This is a genomic window from Pirellulales bacterium, assembly GCA_036267355.1.
In the GTDB taxonomy this organism is placed as follows: Bacteria; Planctomycetota; Planctomycetia; order Pirellulales; family DATAWG01; genus DATAWG01.
Genome location: DATAWG010000108.1, coordinates 1 through 21,269, shown reverse-complemented (window position 1 = coordinate 21,269; position 21,269 = coordinate 1). Strand labels below are relative to the sequence as shown.

Sequence of the window (21,269 nt, the reverse complement as noted above, 5' to 3'; positions counted from 1 at the left end):
TGAACATTCATTCCGTTCCGCGCCATCCGATAGAAGCGATCCAGCGCGTGGCGGCTGCTGACCTGGGTAAAGTGGCCTTGCACGGCAAATCGCAGAATGTCGCCGCGCAGGCTCGTCAGATGTTCCGGGTCGTGCATCGATTCTTGGATCACCCGATTGAGCACCAATGCCACGGCAAGCGACTTTGAATCCTGCAGTGGTTCCGCCGCATCACGGCGAACGCCGCCCCGCGTCGCCGATCGATTCTTCGCAGCGGTGAGTTGCAGGCTTGTCTGCCGAAACCACGACTGAACTACATTGCCCCGAGCGCATTCAGCATATCCCCTGCATCGCGGTCGCGGTCGGATAGCGGCTCCAGGTTCCAGCGCTCTTCGATCAGGCGCAGGATCGACGTGGTGTCGTATTCCGTGTGATCGACGTAGCCCTGGCGGGCGAACGGCGAGATGACGATCGTGGGCACGCGCGTGCCTGGTCCCCAGCGGTCTTTCTTCGGCGGGGCAACGTGGTCCCAGCGGCCGCCGTTTTCGTCGTACGTGACGATCACCACCGAATCGTCCCAGTATTGGCTCTTCTTGATTGCCGCGACCAATTCGGCGACATGCTGCTGGCCACGCATCAGCGACGCATAACCCGGGTGCTCGTCGTCTTCGCCAAAAGGCTTGAAGAAGACGACGCTCGGCAGCGACGTGCCGGCCAACGCGGCCATCATGTCTTTCTCATCCTTCAGGTGCTCGCGCTTGACCGCAGTGCCATCGGCGTAATTGGCGAAATAGATGAACGGCTGATGATGGATTTCGAAAAGACCATTGAATTTCGGGTCCGGATCGCCGGCCATCGCACGATCCCAGCCGCCGGCATACCATGCCCAGGAAATGTGCTGCTCGCTCAGTCGATCGCCGATGGTCGGCATCGTTTGGTTTGGCAGCAGTTGGTCGGGCTTGGCGGCGCTCGTGTCTTTTCCGTTCTTGTCGTGATAGTGGGGCAGGTTGACCGAGAGCATCGTATTCACGGCATAGCCGTCGGGGGTTAACTGGGCATCTTTGAGGTGCGCCGGATCGGGATCGGAATACATGCCGCGCGGGGCATCGGGATACTTCGGCGATGCGGCCGCGATTAGCCAGATATGGTTCAAAAATGAGCCGCCGAATGCCGCGTGAAAAAAATGATCGCAGAGCGTGTATTGCCGGGCCAGCTTTCCCTCGGGGAGATCGGTCGCGTCGTAGTAGCTCATTGTCAGACCGGCTGCGTCGGTCCAGGCGACATAGCGGTCCATCTTGCCGCCGTCTATCTGCAACTGCTCGTGATAGAAGCGGTGGATCAAGTCGCCGGTCCGATCCTCCGGCCGAACGAATCGAGCCAGATCGAACGGGCCGTTCGGCAAGTCAGCCGGAAATCGGCCATCCACGGTTCCCTTGGGGCCTTTTTTCACCAGTCCGATCGGTCTTGGAAGAGTTTTGTACGGCACTCCTTGTTTGTCGAGCTGCGTCGCCGCCTTGCCTGCGTCAGCCAGCCCGTCGGCACCAGGAAATTTCCCATACAGCCCGTCGAAACTCCAATTCTCCTGGTAGATGACGATAATATGGCTGACGCGGCGGCGGAATTGCTCGAGTCGCTGCGGCGAGTTGGCATCCGGCGCCGCACCCATGGCGGCCGATGTGTTGCAAATGGCAATGCACACCGACAGGGCAAAGGCAGCAAGAGCGCGCGGGGATACTTTCATGTGTGCTCGGCGGCTCGGAAAAAGAAGGCGAAGGGACCGCTGCGGGGGGGAAACGAAGAAGCCCAGGGAAGGCGGACGAAACGTCTCCCTATAGAAAGAACGTTGGCCGCATTCCCTGGGCTTGGGCGCACATTCGCGCCGCGGCTATTTCGTCGTGGCGGCGTAGCGCTCTTCCGCGTTGTCCCAATTGATCACATTGTAAAACGCGGCCACATATTCCGCCCGGCGATTCTGGTGCTTCAAGTAGTAGGCGTGTTCCCATACGTCGATTCCCAGCACGGGCGTGTTGCCTTCCATCAACGGACTGTCTTGATTGGCCGTGTTGCCGACCATCAGCTTGCCCGTTTTGCTGTCGATATAGAGCCATGCCCAGCCGCTGCCGAAGCGTCCCATGGCATTATGTGTAAACTGCTCGGTGAATTTTTCGAAACCGCCGATTTCGCGGTCGATGGCTTCCGCGAGCTTTCCGGTCGGCTTGCCGCCTTTTCCCTTGGCCATCATTAGCCAAAATGCCGAGTGATTGGCATGTCCGCCGCCGTTGTTGCGAACGGTGGTGCGAATTTTTTCCGGCACCTTGTCGAGATGCGCGATCAGTTCCTCGACCGGCTGATTGCCCAGGTCAGTCCCTTCAATGGCCTTATTGAGATTCGCCACATACGCGGCATGATGCTTATCGTGATGGATTTCCATCGTCATCTTGTCGATGTAGGGCTCGAGAGCATCGTAGGCATAGGGCAGCGGCGGGAGGGTGTAAGCCATGGCTCAAACTCCTTTTCCGGGTCGAGAAATTAAATGGTGGGCTTCGGCGCGCAGCATACCTTATCGACGAACGGTTGACAATCGGCTGCTCGCACTTGTCTGCTGCCACGGCTGCGTGCTCCGTTGCGGTATGCCTACGCAAAACCGTGGACATGGCCATCCATACCGATCACACATACCGATCATGTCGCCTTGGTGGAGAGCGAATCGGCCGGCGATTGTTTCACTTCGTTGAAACAACGGAACCGCTGCTCGCCACTGCCGAACCATGGCGGGTCTTCACACTTGCAGCGGTCGATGGCATGCGAACAGCGCGGCTCGAATTTGCAGCCCTGTGGCAACGCCAATAGATCGGGCGGCTGGCCGGGAATCGGCGTGAGTTGGGCCTGGGCCGCGTCGATGCGCGGAATCGATTCTAATAGCCCGAGCGTGTAGGGATGTTTCGGATGGGCGAACAAATCATCGACCGGCGCCTGTTCAACCAGCCGGCCGGCATACATCACTGCCACGCGTTTGCAACTATTGGCCACGACACCCAAGTCGTGCGTGATCAGAATCACGGCCATCCCTTCGCTCTGCTGCAATTCGACGATCAGTTCGAGAATTTGGGCTTGGATGGTGACATCCAAGGCCGTCGTCGGCTCGTCGGCGATGAGCAATTGGGGCCGGCAAGAGAGTGCCATCGCGATCATCACGCGTTGCCGCATTCCGCCGGAAAATTGGTGCGGATAATCGAACACGCGCCGCTCGGCACCCGGGATGCCGACGCGGCCCAGCATTTCCACGGCATGATCGATCGCTTGCCGCCGCCCATAGCCGAGATGCAGCCGGGTGACTTCGGCGAGTTGCTCCGCGACGGTGAGAAACGGATTGAGCGACGTCATCGGGTCTTGAAAAACCATCGCGATGCGATTGCCGCGGATGCGGGCCAGTTCGCGCGCGGCAAGCGGCCGCAGATCGCGCCCTTCGAAGAGAATTTGGCCGGCGGTGATTCGCCCGGGCGGCGGCACAAGCCCCATCACAGCCAGGCTGGTCATGCTCTTGCCGGAACCGCTCTCGCCCACGAGGCCAACTGTTTCTCCCGGTTCGACCGCCAGCGACAAGCCGTCGACCGGCCGCAGCACGCCACGATCGGTGTGAAATTGCACATGCAAGTCGCGGATATCGAGAAGAGGCATCGGAAAGGTAGAGGTGAGAGCAGGGCTAAGCCCAGGGAAGGCCTGGAGCACGTTTCCAAGTGGAGAACGCTTTCCGGGCCTTCCCTGGGCTTGGGGGCGGTCATTTATTTTTCAAGCGCGGATCCAGGGCGTCGCGGAGGCCATCGCCGAGGAAATTCAGCGAGAACAGCGTCATTCCGATTGCTGCGGCCGGGAACAGGAACAGCCACCAAAATATTTTGATCGGCGTGATCACGCGAAATCCGGCATTGGCCAGCAGTCCCCACGAGACATCCGGCGGCTGCACGCCCAAACCCAAAAACGACAAGAACGCCTCGAATAACATCACACGCGGAATCGTCAACGTCAGATACACGATCACGACGCTCAGCACATTCGGCACGATATGCCGGAAAATAATCCGCCCGCGGCTCGCGCCGATCGTTCGAGCCGCATCGACGAACTGTTCGTGTTTGAGCGACAGCACTTGCCCGCGAACCACCCGAGCCATCGTGAGCCAATAGACGAGCCCGATCACGGCATAAAAGACCGTGATGCGATTGATTCCATGCTCGTCGAGCCAAAGCTGCGTTTCGTGGCCGCTGAGGATCGTGTTGATATAGATCACGATGAAGATGAACGGGACGGAATAGAGCACATCGACCACGCGCATCATGAGATTGTCGACACGGCCTCCCGCGTAGCCCGCGATCGCACCATACGAAACGCCGATCAGGAGCGACACGAGCGCCCCGACCAATCCGGCCATCAGCGAAATGCGGGCGCCCCACACGACGCGGGCCAACAGATCGCGCCCCAACTCGTCGCGCCCGAATAGGCTATTGAGCGACCAGCGGCCGAACAGCCAGACTCGCGCCTCGACCAACCGCCGATCGATCGGGCCAAGCTGGGGAAATTGCTTTTCGATCCAGAGTGGCGTTGCCCCGGCAGGCGTGGCAGGATCGCCCGGCTGCGGTTCGGGGGCGATTTCCGGCGAATGGACGAACAGCGGCCAAATCTTCGGCGGCTCGAAACTTTTGGCTGTCGCGGTTTGGCTCGGCGGCTGAAGCGGCAAGAGCGGTGTCAGCACGGCGGCAAGCGCCAATAGGACCAAGAACCCGAGGGCGACAATCGCAATCCGATTCCGCCGCAATCGCTGCCACGCCTCGCGGGCCGGAGAAACGCCGCGGTTCCGATCCGCCTCGGCCAACAGCCGCGCATAGCGCTCCACGTCGACGGGGTCGTCGAGTCGATGCGGGGCCGGCAGCGGGTCTGTATGGTCGGTCATTTGGAAATTCAATTTGCTCACGCGGAGACGCGGAGCCGCGGAGCAGACGGAGAAGGTCGAGTAGGTGCGGCACAGCGTATCACGCGGGGGGCGACGAGTCGTCGCTTTTCTCTAGCCCAGGCGCTTACGCCTGGGACCGCGGCGAAAAACCGACACACGCTCGTGATCGGGGTGGAATTGTTCATTCGATTTTGATTCGCGGGTCGAGGACGGTGTAGACGATGTCGACCAACAGGTTGATCCCGCACAGCAACACGGTGTAAAACAGCACGACGCCCATCGCCAACGTGTAGTCGCGATCGAGGGCCGATTGGACGAAGTGGTAGCCAAGCCCGGGGATGCCGAAAATCTGCTCGATGATCGTCGAGCCGGTGAGGATGTCGACGATCGTTGGGCCGAGATACGAAACCAGCGGCAGCACGGCCCCTTTCATCGCGTGGCGCAAAATCACCGCCGGCGTCGTCAGGCCCTTGGCGTAGGCCGTGCGAATGTAGTCTTGCCCAAGCACGTCGAGCATTCCGGTGCGCACCAGCCGGGCGATTTCGGCGGCGAACGGAGCGCCCAAGCAGAGCGACGGCAAGATCGCCTGCCGCAGCGAGCCGAAACCGGCTGCGGGAAAGATCGGCCAGATGAATACAAACAGCATGATCGCCAGCCCGGCGATCACGAAGCTCGGCAGCGCAATGCCGATGGTGGCCAGCGACATCAGCGTGAAATCCCAAAAGCCGCCGCGGCGCACGGCCGACACCACGCCGGCCGAAAAACCGAGCGTAACGGCGAACGCCAGCGCCAGAATTCCGAGCGTGGCGGAGCGTGGCAAGCCGGCGGCGATGATTTGGTTCACCGAAAAATCGCCCAGCCGGTAGCTATAGCCCAAATCGCCGTGCAGATCGCGAAACATCTCGTGGAAATACTGTGAAAGCAATGGCTCGTCGAGATGATAGCGATGCTCGATATTGGCCTTGATTTCCGGCAGGAGCTTTCGCTCGCTGTCGAACGGCCCGCCGGGCGCGGCATGCATCAACAGAAACGATACGGTGAACACCACCCAGACGGTGAGCACCATCCAGAGCAGACGCTTGACGATGAACCAGATCAACGCGGCCCCTCCGTCTGCATAAACCGATTGCGAGCCGCCGCATCGACCCACACCCGGCCCAGCGGATGCGTGTCGAGCGCGTTTTCGAAGAACCCATGCACATACGGCCGGACCATGTTCCGCGTCACCAATACAAACACCGGGATCACCGGCATTTCATCCATGAGGATCTGCTCGGCGTCGTGGAAATCCTGCAAGCGTTTTTGCTCGTCTTGCTCCTTGGCGGCGGCGGCGATCAATGCGTCGTATTTGGCGTTGCTCCAGCCGGTTTGGTTGTCGGCCCCGCCGGTGACGAACATGTCCAAGAACGTGTTTGGGTCGATATAGTCGCCGATCCAGCCGCAGGCGGCAATCGAGTAATCCCCTGTTTGCGTGCTGCTGAGGTAGGTTTGCCACTCTTGACTTTCCAGACCGATGTCGATCCCCAATGTCTCTTTCCATTGGCGTTGCATCACTTCGGAAACCATCCCCCGGACCTCGCTGTTGGAATTCCAGAGCACGGGAATCTTTTTCAGCCCGCGGCCCCCGGGATAGCCCGCCGCCGCAAATAATTCGGCAGCTTTTTTCGGGTCGTATTCGCCGCAGAGGCCGGGCTGATATCCGGTGTAGTGCGGATAATTGCGGATCACCGGCGGCACGATGCTGCGGGCCACGACCTCGCCGGCCCTCGTCACGCCATCCACGATCGCTTGCTTGTTCATCGCCAGGTTCAGCGCCTGGCGAACCAGCTTATTGTCGAGCGGCGGACGCTTCAGGTTCAGCCGATAGAAAAAAATCGTGAATTCCGGAAGCGGATGGAAATCGTCGCGCTTCGCCGCAAGCAATTCCGGGACAATCGCGGGCGGCGGAGCGGTGATCCAGTCCACTTTTCCCGTCAGGTAGAGGTTCAAGGCCGTGGTGGGCGATTCGATCACCAATGCATCGATCGTGTTGAGTTTCACGTCATCTCGGCCCCAATAGGTGTCGCTCTTCACCAGCCGCATCCGCTCGCGAATTTTTCGGCTCCCGATCCGAAACGGGCCATTGCTGACGAGATGCTCCGTGGACACCCAGCCGGGATAGCCGAACGTCTCGACGCATTTCTGCTGGACCGGATAGAGCGGAAACATGCCGGTGACTTGCAGGAAATAGGCGGTCGGGTTTTCCAGCGTGATTTGATACGTGTAATCATCCAGCGCCTTCAGGCCGACTTGCTTGAAATCCAGCAGCACGGTTTTGCAGCCTTCGGAATCGCCGCCGGGTCGGAACGTTCGCTTCTTGCCGTCGATTTCGACGACGTAGGCGCGCTTCGGCGGTGCGCTGTCGTCGTCGCCGCCGCTCGCTTCGTCCTTCGGAAACGGCGGATCGACGCTCAGCAGCTTGCCGTGCAGCAGCTTGCCGCGGGCGTATTCCAGCGCGCCCGGCGGACGATCGTCCCGCTCGATCTCGACCGGATCGCCGGGCTCGACGCGCAGCGTGTTGTATTTTCGCGCGTTCTTGATCGTGTAATAAATGTAGGAATACGTGCAGCCGGTTTGGGGGTCGAGTGCCCGGCGGTGCGAATAGAGAAAATCGGCGGCGGTGAAGCGCGAACCGTCGGACCAGCGGGCATCGTGCCGCAAGTGGAACGTGTAGGTCTTCTTGTCGGGAGAAATATCCCAGCTTTCCGCGACACCGGGACGCGGCTCGAGCGTTTTTGGGTCCCAGCGCGTCAGCCCTTCGAACAAGCAATCGACGATTCGGCCTTCGAGCTGTCCGTTGACGACGGCCGGATCTACCGATTTGACCTCTGCTTCGTTGGCGAATGTGAAATCGGCCGGAGCATCGGGCGAGAACGATAATGCCCACACCGTCGCGCCCACGAGCGCCAAAAGCGCCAGCCAAGCAATCAGGTTTCGAGGATTGAAGAACATGGAACGCATCCCGCCGGCGAATTCACAGCCAGAACGAGCGGTTTCTTAAGGCCACGCGGAACCGCCAGGACGGAAGCGGCGACGCGGCCAGCTTCCTTACTTGCCGGCCGTCGCGGGAGTTGTTGTGGTCCGCGATTTTACGGTTTGGTCGATCTTCAGGCTTACACTCTTGCCGCCCGGGGCCTTGAGTTGCGTGGTCACTTTCATTTGCTGGTCGACAGATTCCGAGATCAGCCAGCCGCGGGTGAGATCGAACTGGGCGGTGCCATTTTGAGCCAAGCGATCCACCGCCGATTGGTGGGCGGTCAAGGCGGCGGACGGCTGCAGCGCGCCGGTGCCGGTGAATTCGAGCCGGGCAATTTTGTGTCCGTCGCGCTCGTCGATCCCAGCGAACTTCACGTGGCTTTTGACTTTGATTTCCGCAATCGACGCCTTGAGCGAGATTTCGGTGTCCCAGGCATCGCCGATATTCACCGGCTTCAGCGGCAGCAACTGCTCAAACGGAGTATTGTATTCCTCCTTGATATGTTCGGCATCGAGAAACCGCTTGGCGGCCGCTTGTTGCTCGCCTGCCGGCAGCTTGGCGACGATCGCATCGACGCCTTCGACTTTGTCGACCCGTCCGGCAGGGGTGAAATGCAACGTGATTTTTTGGCCGACAATCGTCGCCAGGGCTTTATCGAGCTCGCCCGAGACGCGCGCGACCGACTCCGACATTTTCACCCCTTCATAGGTGACTTCGACCAGGCTGCCTGTCGCATCCGATTTGATCGGCTTGAGCAAAGTCTTCGCCGAAAGCTTGATCGAAATGTTTTGCGGCGTGGGGATGGCGTCGCTAGAGACGGTCTGATCGATATCGACACTATTCGTCTGGCGATCGGCCTCGCCGACCGGAAATTTGACCATGAAGGCGATCGGCTCGGCAGCGAAGAGCGTCGCGGGCGAACCGCCGATCCCGAATGCCGCCGAAAGAAAGACGACTAATTTCCACATTCGCATCGATGGCTCCTGTTTGATCTCGCACGGTTGGCCGTGATCTCGCCGAGTTCGGACTCGACACGTCCGGCTCGCCGAGTATAGCCCTTGGCCGAGCTAAATAGAATTGCCAGGCGACTATCCGTGTGCCACTGGCCAGCGCAGTCGGCCAGTGCCAGCCCCGCCGCGCCGGGCACTCTATAGGACGATTTTCGCAAGCGAAGGCAGCCCCATTTCGCGGTTCACACTGGCCGACTGCGCTGGCCAGTGGCACATCCCTCACGCCTGCGAGTGGCAGGGACAAGCCTTGCCCAGTGCCAGCCGCCGCAGCCGCGGATATACTAATCCGATGAATCCACCCAAGCGGCAAACGACCGGCATTCCGGCGCTCGATCAGTCCCTCGGCGGCGGCCTTTTTCCGGGCACGCTCACCGTGCTCGCCGGAGCCACCGGCATCGGCAAAACGCAACTCGGGCTGGCGTTTCTTCAAGCCGGCCAGCAGCAGGAAGGGCGGCGCGGAATCGTGTTCGATATGTCGTCGCGCGGCGATTCGCAGAACCACGGCCCTTATGCCGCCGCACGCTATGGCTGGCAGCTTCACGCCATGCCGGCCGAGGCCCCGCTCGCCGCCGAACAACTTTGGCAGTCCGACACTCCATGCGGCGATTACCTGAACGTCTTCCAACAAACGGGTCGCCGTGTGACGCGGCAGGATCTCGATTTCGACCAATGGCTCGATTGGAAAGCCGATCTCACCAAGCGGCTCACCGCGGCGATCTCCTTCTTCTACGGAAATTTCATCCGAGGCGTTCGCCGGGCGGTGATCGACGGCATGGAGCCGGTCGATCGGCCCGCGGAATCGATCCAGTTCGAGTTGTTCGAATACATTTATCATCAGATTCTCCGCAAGGAATCGGATTGGGTCGCCCGCGATCTGCTGCGCGAACACTTTCGGGTCAACCAGGCCGAGGTCGATCGCCACGCTTACGACTTCCGCGAGATCGGCTGCCTGCTGCTCTCCACGACTCGCGAAACGATGCTCGAAGATCTGATCGGCCGGCCGCTCGACGAAGGGGATGTGCTGTCGAATGCCAACACCGTGATCTACCTGGGTCGGGTGCGCGAAGGAAGCCGGCTGGCTAGAGCCATGTATATCGCCAAGCATCGCGGCAGCGCGTGCAGCGAAGAGATTATTCCGTATTGGATCGAGGATGAAGGCGTGAAGGTAGGGGCGAGGGACGAGGGGCGAGGGGCGAGGGAGGAGTAGACCGTGACTCGGCCGCGGATGTGGCACACAGTTCATTATGGCTGAATCGAAATAAGCGACTATGGCAGCGCAGATTTTTCGGGTTTTGCCCGATATGGAAAATGCCACGATCGCGGCTGCGCTGCGGCGATGGTTGCCGGGCAAGTCGTGGGGCGAGATTCGTCAGCTCATGCGATCGCGGCATGTGATGATCAGCGGCAATTTGTGCGTCGATGCCGGGCGACGGCTGAAACTGCAAGATGTCGTGAAAATTCTGCCCGAATCCGCGGCCCCGACCGCCCGCGAACAAGATGTGCAAGTCGTGCATCTCGACGAGCATGTCGTGGTCGTCGAAAAGCCCTCGGGCCTAACTTCGAACCGGCATCGCGAGGAACGCAATTGGTCTGCACACCGCCGGCAGATGCAACCGACGCTCGACGAAATGCTTTCCCGTGTCGTGGCCAAGCTAGATGCCCGCCGGCGTGGAAGGGGCGTGCCGGTGCCGGTTCGGGCCGTGCATCGCTTGGATCGCGACACGAGCGGCTTGATGGTTTTCGCGCTCACCGCCAAGGCGGAGCGCCATCTGGCCGAGCAGTTTCGCGAGCACACGACACACCGCCGCTACTTGGCGATTGTCGAAGGCGCGGTCGAGGCGCAAACGATCTCGACCAATCTGGTTCGCGACCGGGGCGATGGCAGGCGCGGCAGCACGCAGCAGCCCGATGTCGGCAAGGTTGCGGTGACGCACGTCCGGCCGCTGGAGCAACTGGCCGGCGGCAAATACACGCTGCTGGAATGCCGCCTGCAAACCGGCCGCACGCACCAGATTCGCATTCACCTTTCGGAGCTTGGCCATCCGGTCTGCGGCGAAAAGATTTATCGCCACCCGCTCGGCGGCCGCCCGACGACGGATAAGAGCGGCGCCCCGCGCCTGGCCCTGCACGCCGCCGAACTCGGCTTCGAACACCCACATAGCGGCGAACAACTCCGCTTCACGATGCCCCTGCCGCCGGATTTGCGCCGCTTCTTGGAAAAACTTCGTGGCATGAGGCCGTGAGGCTGTGAGGCTGTGAGGCTGTGAGACTGTGAGTCGGTTGGTGTGGCACTGGCGAGCGCTGTCTGCGAGTGCCGGCCGGCGAGTTGACGTAGAGGCTCCGAAACGTGCGACGCGAGAATTGTCGGCAAACGGCTGCAACCTCGGACTGCACGAATTTCTCAAGCAGGCCCTTCCGGCAGGTCAAGAACACATACCGTGGTCGCTGACCGCGCTGATCTTGGTCATCGGCAGACTCTGCGAACCGTCGAGCGAACTCCACATTGCCGAGAACTTCTATCGGCGTAGCGCGCTGGCGGATCTGTTGGGTGTTCCCGTCGACAAGGTGGACGACAATCGCCTGTACCGCGGCCCGGGATGCTCTGTTGCCGCACAAGGAAGCGTTGGAAAATTTTCTCAAGCAACGCTTCGGTGAGTTGTTCGCCATCGAATACGACCTGCTGCTCTACGACGTGACCAGTACGTACTTCGAAGGACAAGCCAATGCCAATCCCTCGGCGAAACGTGGTTACTCACGCGACCATCGCTCCGATTGCAAACAAGTCTGCATCGGCTTGGTGGTGACGCGTTGCGGCTTGCCGTTGGGCTACGAGGTGTTTGCCGGAAATCGGCACGATTCGACGACTCTGCAGGAGATTGTCGCGACGATGGAATCGCGTTACGGCCAAGCATCTGTCGCTACGTCCGGCGTGGCATCAAAAGGAGGATCGCGTGCTGGCCCACATCCTGGTCTGCTTCCTGGCCTTCGTGCTGCGGAAGTTCCTGGGCCAGCTCTGCCAGAAAGCGGAGTTGGGAAACGAACCGCGACGGGTCTTGGAAGAACTGAGCGAGCTGCGCGCCTTGGTAGTGGAAAAACGGACAGGCCATCCGTTGCGGCGCAAGCACTTACATCAACCGTTGGGGAAGTTGGGCTAGCAACGATTTTTTCGGCACGCACGGAAAATCCCGCAAGTTCGGCACAGTTTGACACGATAACTAGCTGTAACTTTCGTACAGCCGGTTTGCGCCACGCAACGACCCGCTACGAAATGGGTCGGTTGGAACGCGGCTGTCTGCAAGCTGCGAAGCGCAACCGATGGAAATTCAGATCGAGGAGTCTTGTGCATGTCTAGGAAATCGCTCTGGGGCGCCGGCCTGCTGTTCGCCATGGTGGCTCTCACCAACACCGGCTGCTTCTGGATCACCGAGTTGGGGCCGAATTTGGGAGCGTTCTCGATCCCGATTCCGGTCAGCCCGTATTTCCAAGACGCTCAAGAACAGCGTTTCATCTGGAATGAAAAGTACAAGAAGGCGCCGATCTTAGGCCCGATCGCCCCGGGCGCTCCCGACGTGGGCGTCGACACCCCCAGCGACGACGAAGTGATGCGATCGCTCGAACGCGTCCGGCCAGTGCGCGGCGGCTTTCCGCTGCTCTACGAGCGGTCGCGAAACAACGTGCGGATCGTGAAAGACAAGATCGCCGACTATATCGACCCGCCTCGCGTCTATCCGCTAATCGGCCCAGCTCAATTGCACCACGTGCACTACAAATGCACGATCTATTTCCAGGAAATCACCCGCGTCGGCTGGCCGCTGCCGTACACCACCAGCGCCGACGATGCCCAGGAAGTGGTCTACATCGACCACGACCACCTGCACATGGTCGGCAAGGTCAACACCGGTGCTAGCGCGAACTTCTAAGCCGGCGCGGGCAAGCCGTTGTCCAAAGCCCAAGCCCGGGGAACCCTGTTCCCTGGGCTTTTGTTGCGCGAGCGTGCGTGGTGCTATCTGCCGGCAAAAATTCTCGCCTTGCCGCATTCGCTATCGCGGCGATACCATACCGCCCCCCAATTCTCGACATTTGCTTGCCGGGGCTGAACCATGCGTCGCCGGGCCGCCATCTTTTTGTTTGCTCTGCTGGCCATCGGGCCGGTGCGCCAGCTCCGCGCGGACGAGGCCGACGACCAATACGCCGTCGCCGCCACGCACTATAGCGCCCAGCGATGGTCGCTTGCCGTCGACGAATTCCGCACGTTGTTGAAAGAGCATCCGGAGCATCGGGGGGCGGTCAAATCTCGCTTCTTTCTTGCCGAAGCGCTGATGCAATTGGGCCGCTACGACGAGGCACAAACCGAATTTCGCGAGTTCCTGTCGCGAGATCCGACGAGCCCGTTCGCGCCGCAAGCGTTGTTTCGCCAGGGCGAGGCAGCATTTCTGGCCGGCCACTCCGATGCGGCCCGCCCAACGCTCTCCGAGTTTCACACGAAATATCCGCACGACAAGCTCAATGCCTACGTGCTCAATTACCTCGGCCAATTGGCCCTGGCCGACGGCGACGCGGCGTCTGCCGCCGACCTTTTCAATCAGGCTCTGACGCAATTTCCCGGCGAGCCCCCTTGCGATGAATGCCGCTACGGCCTGGCCCGCGCCCGCGAGCTAAGCGGCAAGACCGACGAGGCCGAAAAACTGTACCGGCAATTGGCCGGCGGAACCGATGCGGCGCTCGCCGAACAGTCGCTCTTGCAGCTCGCGATCCTGCAATCCAACACTGGCCAAACCGATCGGGCCGTGGCATCGTTCGAGGCCTTCGAGAAAAAGTACCCCGCGAGCCAAGATTTCTCGCAATCGCGGATCGAACATGCCCGAGCCTTGTATCAACTGGATCATTTCGATCGCGCCGAAGCGATTTTGGAGCCGATGGTCGCGACCACGAACAACGCCGAGGCGAAATCGCCGCCGCCGGCGCCACAAACCACCGCTCGCTATTTGCTCGCGCTTTGCTATCAAGGCTCGAAGCGCCCCGCCGAAGCGCTCAAGCTGCTCGATGCGTTGCAAGATTCGGCCGGCTCGCGATGGCAGCCAAAAATCGAACTTGCCCGCGCCTCCGCACTGATCGCGTCGGACCAATTTGCGCCTGCGGCCAGAGCGCTGGAGTTGTATTTGCAAACCAAACCGGCTAGCCCGTCCGCCGCGCGAGCCGTGGCACAATTGGCCGTGTGCTACGCGAAGTGCAAGCAATGGCCCGACGCGCGAAAAGCATACGGGCGGCTAACCCGCGGCGGGCAGCTCGCCGCTGAAAGCAAATCGCCGGCTGCCACGAAGGCAAGCGAACCAAGCGGTCCAAGCGAACTATGGCTCTCGACGACGGTCCAATTGGCCGACGCCGCATTAGCGGCCGGCGAAATCGGCTGGGCCGACGAACTCTTCACCGCGCTGGCCGCCGACGGAAATCCGCAGGCGTATACCGTTCGCGGTTTGAGCGGGCTCGGATGGTGCCAACTCGAAACCAACCAGCCGGAAAAATCGGCGGCAACCTTCGATCGGCTCCTGGAAAAATATCCCGATAGCGAACCGGCTGCCGAAGCGGCCTGGGCTCGCGGACAAGCGCTCGAGCGGCTCAAGCGGTTCGACGGGGCGCTGGCCTCCTATCATCTGATCGTCGACCGGAATCCGGCCAGCCCGCGATTCGTCGACGCCCTGTTGGCCGCCGCTCGGCTACACGATCAACTGCATCAGCCGTCGCAAGCGATCGAGTTGTATCAGCGGTTTTTTGCCGATCATGCGTCGTCGCCGCAGATGGATGCCGCCCGCTACGGCTTCGGTTGGGCCCTGCGCGACGCCGGCCGCCGCGCCGAATCGGACGAACAATTTCAAAAGGTCCACGACGACTTCCGCACAAGCCGCTATTGGAACGACGCGACCTTTCGCCTGGCCGAAAGCGCCGTGGCCGACAAACACTTTGGCCGCGCTGGCAAACTCTTGAACGAGTTGATGGCAGCCCAGCCGCCGACCGACATGCTGGCCCATGTCATCTATTTGCAAGGAGAATCGGCGGCCGGACAACAGAAATGGGACGAAGTCGAAGCTCGCATGGACCAGGTGGCGCACGATTTTGCCGCTTCGCCGTTAGGTCTGCCCGCTGCCTATTGGGTCGCCGAGGCCGAATATCGCCAAGGAAAATTCGATGAGGCCGGCAAACGATTGGCCGTGCTTGCCGATCGCGTGGCAGGGCACAACGATCCCTGGCTGGCGATGATTCCGTTGCGCCGGGCGCAGGTCATGGCGCAAAAGCGGCAATGGGCCGACGCGCAATCGCTCGCGTCGCAAATCCAACGCGACTTCCCCAACTTCACCCAACAATACGAAGTCGACTACCTGCTTGGCCGAGCGCTCGCGGCACAGGCCGATTTCGAAGCGGCGCGGCGCGACTATCAGAAAGTGATCCGTTCACCGAGCGGCGGCAAGACCGAAACCGCAGCGATGGCCCAGTGGATGATCGGCGAATCGTATTTTCACCAAGAAAACTACGACGCCGCGCTGCGCGAGTATCTGCGCGTCGAAATCTTGTACGCGTATCCGCGCTGGCAAGCGGCGGGGTTGTTGCAGGCCGGCAAGTGTCAAGAACTGCTGGGGCGGAGAAAAGAAGCCGCCGAGTTGTATGCCCGGCTCATCAAAGCCTATCCCAATACCGAGTTTACAGAAGAGGGACGCCAGCGGCTTCGCGCACTCGAAACCGCCGCCATCCCGCCCGCCACCGCCGAAGCCCCCCGCCCGACGCAACGTTAAGCGACAACGAATGCAAACACTCAACCGCAAGCATGGATGCCCGCATGAATAGAAGCCGCTTCAAAACCGCACAGCCGAATTCCGCGCGTCGGCCGCACGGTTTGTTTCGTGGTTCGTCGGCCGTTGCGTCGACGCTAGCAATCACGCTCGTATTGGCCGTGGCATCGACGGGCATGCTATCGCGGGCGTTTGGCCAGTCGGCCGATTCGCCGACCACGGTTCCGACGCTCGACGAACCGACCGTTGTTCGCGGTCCGAGCGCGGCTGCGGCGCCCGCGCCGCTCACCGACTCAGCGACATCGCCGGCCGCGAGCGGAGCCGGCGGTTCATCGACTGCTGCCAAAGGCGACGCCGCCGGCGCAATTCCGACCAAGAACCTGTTCAGCATCATTCGCGAAGGCGGACTGGCGATGCTGCCGCTGTTGGTTTGCTCGTTCATCATGGTCGTGTTCGTGTTCGAGCGAACGATCAGCTTGCGGCGCGGGCGAGTCGTGCCGGGGCCCTTCGTCACCCGGTTTCTGCAGCAGCTCAAAGAAGGGCAGCTCGATCGCGACGGCGCGATCAAAGTCTGCCAAGAGAATGGCAGCCCGGTGTCGCGCGTTTTCAGCGCTGCGGCGAAAAAATGGGGCCGCCCCGCGGTGGAAGTCGAACAGGCGGTCATTGATGCCGGCGAACGTGTCGTCCACGAGCTGCGCCGCTATCTGCGCGTGTTCAACAGCATCGCCACGATCGGGCCAATGCTCGGCCTGCTGGGCACCGTCGGCGGCATGATTCGCGCGTTCAACAATATCGCCACTTCCGATGCAATGGGCCGCCCGGAATTGCTCGCCAAAGGAATCAGCGAAGCCCTACTGGCCACCGCCACGGGACTCATGGTCGCCGTGCCGGCCATCGTGCTCTATTGGTGGTTCGTCAGCATCGTCGATCGCCTGACGGTTCGCATCGACGCACTCGGGCAAGACGTGGTCAACACGATCTCCGCCGAAGCACTCCAAGAAGCCGCCAAACCAACCCGCACCCCGCGGAAAACTGCCGCCTAACGTAGCAGGCACACTCCGTGTGCCGTCCGCGCTGCTCTGTGCGCGGCGGACCGCGTGGCGCGCCGCGTAGCGCCGACGGCACACGGAGTGCGCCTACTACAATCCTTACCCTCACCCTTCCCCCGCGATGCCAATCAAAACCCACGCCGACGAAGATCCGGCCATCAACGTCACCTCGATGATCGACGTGATCCTTGTGTTGACCATTTTCTTCATGGTCGCCACGAAATTTCGCGACGATGAACGGAAGCTCGATCTCAAGGTGCCGGTGGTGAGCAACGAGGCGCCGCTGTCGACCGCGCCGGAGCCGAAAGTCGTCAACGTTTACCAAGACGGCCATATCTCGCTCGGCCCGAATCCGGTCACACTCGACGAACTCACCCGCAAGCTCGCGGCGGCCCATAGCCAATATAAGAAACTGAGCGTGCTGATCCGTGGCGATAAGCTGGCCACGCACGGCCATATGACCGAAGTCTACAACGCATGCCAACGAGCCGGCATCACCGAACTGGCCATTTCGGTAAAGCTCGACACGGTCACGAGGTAGCGCATGCACTCGTTTTTCGAGCGAACACGGCACTTCCTCACCGGGCCTCAATTGCCCTGGGTGATTCTCTGGCTGGGGCTGGCCACGCTCATTGCCGGCCTGGTGGTGCTCACGCGCACCAGTTGGGGCCAGTCGCATCCGCTGCGCAAATGCGTGGTGCTGTCTCTATTGGTCCACTTGCTTTTCGCGGCGTATGCGACAACGGTGCAGATTGTGATCGCCGGTTCGGCCGATGGCCGCGCATCGACGGGAACGATCAGCGTCACCTTGGTCGACGACACCGATTCCTCGACCAGCAACGGCGAAGCGAAGGTTTGGGAGCGGCTCACGACGGGCGGCATCCCGCTCGCGCCTCCCGCGGCCGAGCTAAACCGATCCGAATCGGTCCCCACGATCGCCAGCCAAAAACCGCAACTCGCCCGCCAGAGCATGGATGCCGCGTCGAAGCCGCTCGTGGATCGAACGGTCGTCGATTTGGCCGCTCCGCCCGCCCGAACCGCTGGCGACGACGCCAGCGCCTCGGCCTCGAGCACCAGCAAGGAAGGCAGCACGACGCCTTCCGACAAATCGCATTCCCCGGAATTGACCACGCACATCAAGCCGGCCGCGCCGATCGATGCGGCGACGGCCCCGCAAGCCGCAAACGCGGCCGATGTCGAGCCGACCGCGTTGTCGCCCGATCGTCAGCCGTTGGCCTCGCCCGATGCCCAATCGAAGCCGGGCGATGCCGCCGCGGCGCTCGCCGGTCTTCCGTCTCCAATATCCTCCCAAGGCCCCGACGCGCTTTCGCCGCTCGATCCGCCCGATGCGACGATCCATGCCGACTCGTCCCGGGGTGGAGCGATGCAAGACACCGCCCAGCACGGCGGCGGCAACGCGAACGGCCAAGGGGATAATTCATCGAGTGGCCAGACGACAGGCAACGTCGATCCGGCTTGGAAACATTTGGCCGCCGGACCCGCACGGCTTGCGCCGGTGAACATCGACACGACCGGCGCGGATGCGTCGGCGGGCGCGTCGGGGGCAACCGGCCCCACTGCCGCGCCCACTCCGCCGCCGAAGATCTACAAAGACCGCCTATCAAGCGATCGATCGTCCTTGTTGCGCCGTCGCGGCGGCTCGGCCGAGACCGAGGCTGCCGTCCAAGCGGCGCTCAAATGGCTCGCGCTGCACCAAGAACCCGACGGCCATTTCGACGCCGGAAAATACGGCGCAGGCCACGAAACGTCGGCATTGGGCCACGATCGAGCCGGCGCGGGCACCAAAGCCGACACCGGCATCACAGGCCTTGCTCTGCTGGCCATGCTCGGCAGCGGCAACACCCATCTCAAAGGGCCGTATGCCCGCAATGTGCAACATGGCTTGGAATATCTTCTCGCAATCCAAGGCGCCGACGGCAATCTCGGCGGGCAGGCCGAAACATTTTCGTTCATGTATTGCCACGGCATGGCCACCTTCGCGATGAGCGAAGATTACGCGATCACGCACGATCGCCGATTGGAAGAGCCGTTGCGCCGAGCGATCGCCTTCACCGTCGCCGCGCAACATCCGACCACCGGCGGCTGGCGATACCGACCGCACGAAATGGGCGACACGAGTCAACTGGGCTGGCAACTGATGGCGCTTAAGAGCGCCGAGTTGGCCGGCATTCCCATGCCCGAGCAAACTCGGGCCGGCGCGATCCGCTTTCTAAAAAGCGTCGGAGCCGGAAACGAAGGGGGTCTGGCGGGCTACCGGCCCGGCGAGAATCCCAGCCGATCGATGACGGCCGAAGCGCTGGTGTGCCGCCAGTTTTTAGGAATGGCTCGCGACAACCCGGCCGCCGATGAAGCCGGCAAATCGCTGCTCGATGAGTTGCCGAGCAAAGACAAGGTGAACCTGTATTATTGGTACTACGGCACGCTGGGGATGTATCAATTGCAGGGCGAATATTGGCAGCGTTGGAACGAAGCCCTGCAAGGCGCGCTCGTCGGCCGGCAACAGACCGATGGCGACGCGGCGGGCAGTTGGGATCCCGTGTGCGTTTGGGGTGGCTACGGCGGTCGCGTTTATAGCACTGCCATGTCGGCGTTGTGCTTGGAAGTGTATTACCGCTTTTTGCCGTTATATAATGACCCGGCCGTGGCGCCTGCCGCAGCCGAGCCGCGGTAGAAAGGCTTTGAGACTGTGAGGTTTTGAGACTGTGAGGCTTTGAGACTGTGCGGACGAAGACGAATTGGGCCCTGCTTCTTCTTCCTCAAAGCCTCACGGCCTTAAAGCCGTTTCCCCACCGCCTGCCGCCGCTAAGTGGTTCCGGCCAAACGACATCGCGACTCGTCGGCGGCCTGGAATAGGTCTTGCGTTGCCCAAGCGAATTGTTTGACAATCGCCTGCGGCTCGGTACAATTGGTGGGTGCAGTTGCAATCTAGTGTTTGTGTGACTGCGCCGGCCCGCGAGTGTGGGTCGCCCTCCACCGCAGTTGCTCACCGCGCCTGGCTTCTCTTGGAATCGCGCCATGCAATCCGGATCGGCAATTTCACTGATTCGCCGAATTCGCGTGGCCGGAAAGGCAATGCCTATCCTTGCGTTGGGGGCCAGCCATGCATTGGGGGAGCGAAGCTGGGGTCAAAGGGCGGAGTATGTGCGGGGTAACGGTTGAGTTCAAAGGGACTGAACGGCATCGGAGCCGACGAGTCCCGTTTTGCCATTTATTTCGGGGTCTGCAATGCCAACTTTACTTGCGTGGTTCAGTTCCTACGACATCCTGGTCATTGGGCTAATCGCTCTTTTGTTTTTCGGAAATCGATTGCCGAGCGTGATGCGCAGCCTGGGTGAGGGCGTCACTGAATTCAAGAAAGGCATCAATGGCGTCGAGGGCGACGACGACGAAGACAAGGATACGCGAGCGCAACCGCCGCGCAAGCTTGCGGACCGCAGCAATGTCGACGTTGACGACGGCGTCAACCATGACGTTCGCAAGTTCGACGAAGTTCGCAAGCCCGCGTAGTTTTTCGCCTTGATGGTCGAGGATGTTGGGATGTTGCTTGCATTCGGCTTTGACGTTGGCACGATGACGGTGGTTGGAGTGCTGGCGGTGATGTTGTATGGGAAAAACCTGCCCGAAGTTGCCCGCCAAGTCGGGCGTGGTTGGGCGGATCTGAAAAAGAGCCTTTCTGGCATTCAAGCGGAATTCAATTCCGTGCTGTACAGCGACACGCCGTCGACGAGTTCGCGGCGGTCTTCGACATCGTATTCCAACGCCATCGACGATTACGAAGAGCAGACCGCCCCGAAATTCGAACCGCCGCCGGCCGAACCGGCCGGCTCCGAGCCGACCTCCGCATCGGCCTGACGGCCAAGTTCAGGCCGTAGGGGGCTGAAGCGGTGCCCCGTCTCGGTCCCCTCCGCCGCGCTGCGGTTTCGCGCGTCGGCGCCGTCGGGCAACGATCTTCGTGCCGCTCCGATGGGGACTGGCCGAGGCCGATCGAACACGCTAAGATCACTCGATTCCGGGCGGCTAGCTCAGTTGGTTAGAGCGCCATCCTCACACGGTGGAAGTCACAGGTTCGAGTCCTGTGCCGCCCAATCGCTTTTAGCCATGCCGAAATAAGACTCGGCGCTGGCCATGCAAGCATGGCCCTTTTAACCGTCCTTTCTGAAGATCTTCGCGTGTTGCCAAAGCGCCGCGAATCAAGCCCCGGCTCAATCTGACTAAGTTGTGCGCGCGTCGGTCGCCCAACCGACGCCGATTCGACACCGCTCTTGCGACTCCGCTCGATCCAGCCGACGCGCACTTCATGCGCCTCGCCGTCGTTGACTTGGCGTTCGTCCAATCGTCTTGCCCGCGTCTGTCGATCGGGAGATGGAGCGTGCTCAATGCGAACGGGCGCGGTCGTGTTCGCGGAACGCTGCCAAATCGGCCGGCAGGTCAAGATCGTGGAGAGCATTCGGAATTTCGACCCGTCGC

18 protein-coding genes and 1 tRNA gene are annotated in these 21,269 nt (G+C 61.3%); 12 read left to right on the top strand and 7 right to left on the bottom strand.

Translation table 11 applies throughout. From position 1 onward, the window contains the following. Window positions 1–292 precede the first annotated feature (292 nt). The 7 genes from VHX65_17200 to VHX65_17170 all read right to left on the bottom strand — a co-directional run bounded on the left by VHX65_17200 (window position 293) and on the right by VHX65_17170 (window position 8,914). A complete protein-coding gene (locus VHX65_17200) occupies window positions 293–1,720 on the bottom strand; it encodes an alkaline phosphatase family protein (protein ID HEX4000291.1) in 1,428 nt (475 codons plus the stop codon). A gap of 144 nt (window positions 1,721–1,864) precedes the next feature. Next, window positions 1,865–2,479 (bottom strand): superoxide dismutase, encoded by a 615-nt coding sequence (locus VHX65_17195; GenBank protein ID HEX4000290.1) that lies wholly within the window; start codon window positions 2,477–2,479, stop codon window positions 1,865–1,867. Window positions 2,480–2,661: 182 nt separating this feature from the next. After that, the gene (locus VHX65_17190; protein HEX4000289.1) at window positions 2,662–3,657 is read right to left on the bottom strand and encodes an ABC transporter ATP-binding protein; all 996 of its coding nucleotides are present in this window, start codon (window positions 3,655–3,657) and stop codon (window positions 2,662–2,664) included. Between the two features lie 100 nt (window positions 3,658–3,757). After that, window positions 3,758–4,924 carry an ABC transporter permease gene (locus tag VHX65_17185; GenBank protein HEX4000288.1) on the bottom strand — a complete coding sequence of 389 codons (1,167 nt, stop codon included), beginning with the start codon at window positions 4,922–4,924 and terminating at the stop codon, window positions 3,758–3,760. A 181-nt stretch (window positions 4,925–5,105) separates the two neighbouring features. Next, a complete protein-coding gene (locus VHX65_17180; GenBank protein HEX4000287.1) occupies window positions 5,106–6,023 on the bottom strand; it encodes an ABC transporter permease subunit in 918 nt (305 codons plus the stop codon). Next, window positions 6,020–7,915: a peptide ABC transporter substrate-binding protein gene (locus tag VHX65_17175; protein ID HEX4000286.1), complete on the bottom strand. Its 1,896-nt coding sequence runs from the start codon at window positions 7,913–7,915 to the stop codon at window positions 6,020–6,022. Before VHX65_17175 ends, VHX65_17180 begins: the two co-directional genes overlap by 4 nt. Window positions 7,916–8,011: 96 nt before the next feature. Further along, window positions 8,012–8,914 (bottom strand): DUF6263 family protein, encoded by a 903-nt coding sequence (locus VHX65_17170; GenBank protein ID HEX4000285.1) that lies wholly within the window; start codon window positions 8,912–8,914, stop codon window positions 8,012–8,014. A 325-nt stretch (window positions 8,915–9,239) separates the two neighbouring features. Between VHX65_17170 and VHX65_17165 the strand changes: the two genes are divergently transcribed. The 12 genes from VHX65_17165 (at window position 9,240) to VHX65_17110 (ending at window position 20,887) form a co-directional block, all read left to right on the top strand. Then, on the top strand, window positions 9,240–10,157 hold the full coding sequence (locus tag VHX65_17165) for an ATPase domain-containing protein (GenBank protein HEX4000284.1): 918 nt from the start codon (window positions 9,240–9,242) through the stop codon (window positions 10,155–10,157). A gap of 61 nt (window positions 10,158–10,218) precedes the next feature. Beyond that, complete coding sequence (locus VHX65_17160) at window positions 10,219–11,193, top strand: RluA family pseudouridine synthase (protein ID HEX4000283.1); 975 nt, start codon at window positions 10,219–10,221, stop codon at window positions 11,191–11,193. A 118-nt stretch (window positions 11,194–11,311) separates the two neighbouring features. Continuing rightward, window positions 11,312–11,605 carry a hypothetical protein gene (locus VHX65_17155; protein ID HEX4000282.1) on the top strand — a complete coding sequence of 98 codons (294 nt, stop codon included), beginning with the start codon at window positions 11,312–11,314 and terminating at the stop codon, window positions 11,603–11,605. Window positions 11,606–11,901: 296 nt separating this feature from the next. Next, on the top strand, window positions 11,902–12,105 hold the full coding sequence (locus VHX65_17150) for a hypothetical protein (protein HEX4000281.1): 204 nt from the start codon (window positions 11,902–11,904) through the stop codon (window positions 12,103–12,105). A 189-nt stretch (window positions 12,106–12,294) separates the two neighbouring features. Further along, the gene (locus VHX65_17145; GenBank protein HEX4000280.1) at window positions 12,295–12,870 is read left to right on the top strand and encodes a hypothetical protein; all 576 of its coding nucleotides are present in this window, start codon (window positions 12,295–12,297) and stop codon (window positions 12,868–12,870) included. A 180-nt stretch (window positions 12,871–13,050) separates the two neighbouring features. Beyond that, a complete protein-coding gene (locus VHX65_17140) occupies window positions 13,051–15,735 on the top strand; it encodes a tetratricopeptide repeat protein (protein HEX4000279.1) in 2,685 nt (894 codons plus the stop codon). 44 nt (window positions 15,736–15,779) lie between these two features. Then, the gene (locus VHX65_17135; protein HEX4000278.1) at window positions 15,780–16,775 is read left to right on the top strand and encodes a MotA/TolQ/ExbB proton channel family protein; all 996 of its coding nucleotides are present in this window, start codon (window positions 15,780–15,782) and stop codon (window positions 16,773–16,775) included. Between the two features lie 127 nt (window positions 16,776–16,902). Continuing rightward, on the top strand, window positions 16,903–17,322 hold the full coding sequence (locus tag VHX65_17130) for a biopolymer transporter ExbD (GenBank protein ID HEX4000277.1): 420 nt from the start codon (window positions 16,903–16,905) through the stop codon (window positions 17,320–17,322). Window positions 17,323–17,325: 3 nt separating this feature from the next. Beyond that, a complete protein-coding gene (locus tag VHX65_17125; GenBank protein ID HEX4000276.1) occupies window positions 17,326–19,473 on the top strand; it encodes a prenyltransferase/squalene oxidase repeat-containing protein in 2,148 nt (715 codons plus the stop codon). Between the two features lie 554 nt (window positions 19,474–20,027). Continuing rightward, window positions 20,028–20,309: a twin-arginine translocase TatA/TatE family subunit gene (locus VHX65_17120; GenBank protein ID HEX4000275.1), complete on the top strand. Its 282-nt coding sequence runs from the start codon at window positions 20,028–20,030 to the stop codon at window positions 20,307–20,309. Between the two features lie 30 nt (window positions 20,310–20,339). Then, window positions 20,340–20,654 (top strand): hypothetical protein, encoded by a 315-nt coding sequence (locus tag VHX65_17115; protein HEX4000274.1) that lies wholly within the window; start codon window positions 20,340–20,342, stop codon window positions 20,652–20,654. Between the two features lie 159 nt (window positions 20,655–20,813). Then, window positions 20,814–20,887: transfer RNA gene (locus VHX65_17110), tRNA-Val, on the top strand. Window positions 20,888–21,269 lie beyond the last annotated feature (382 nt).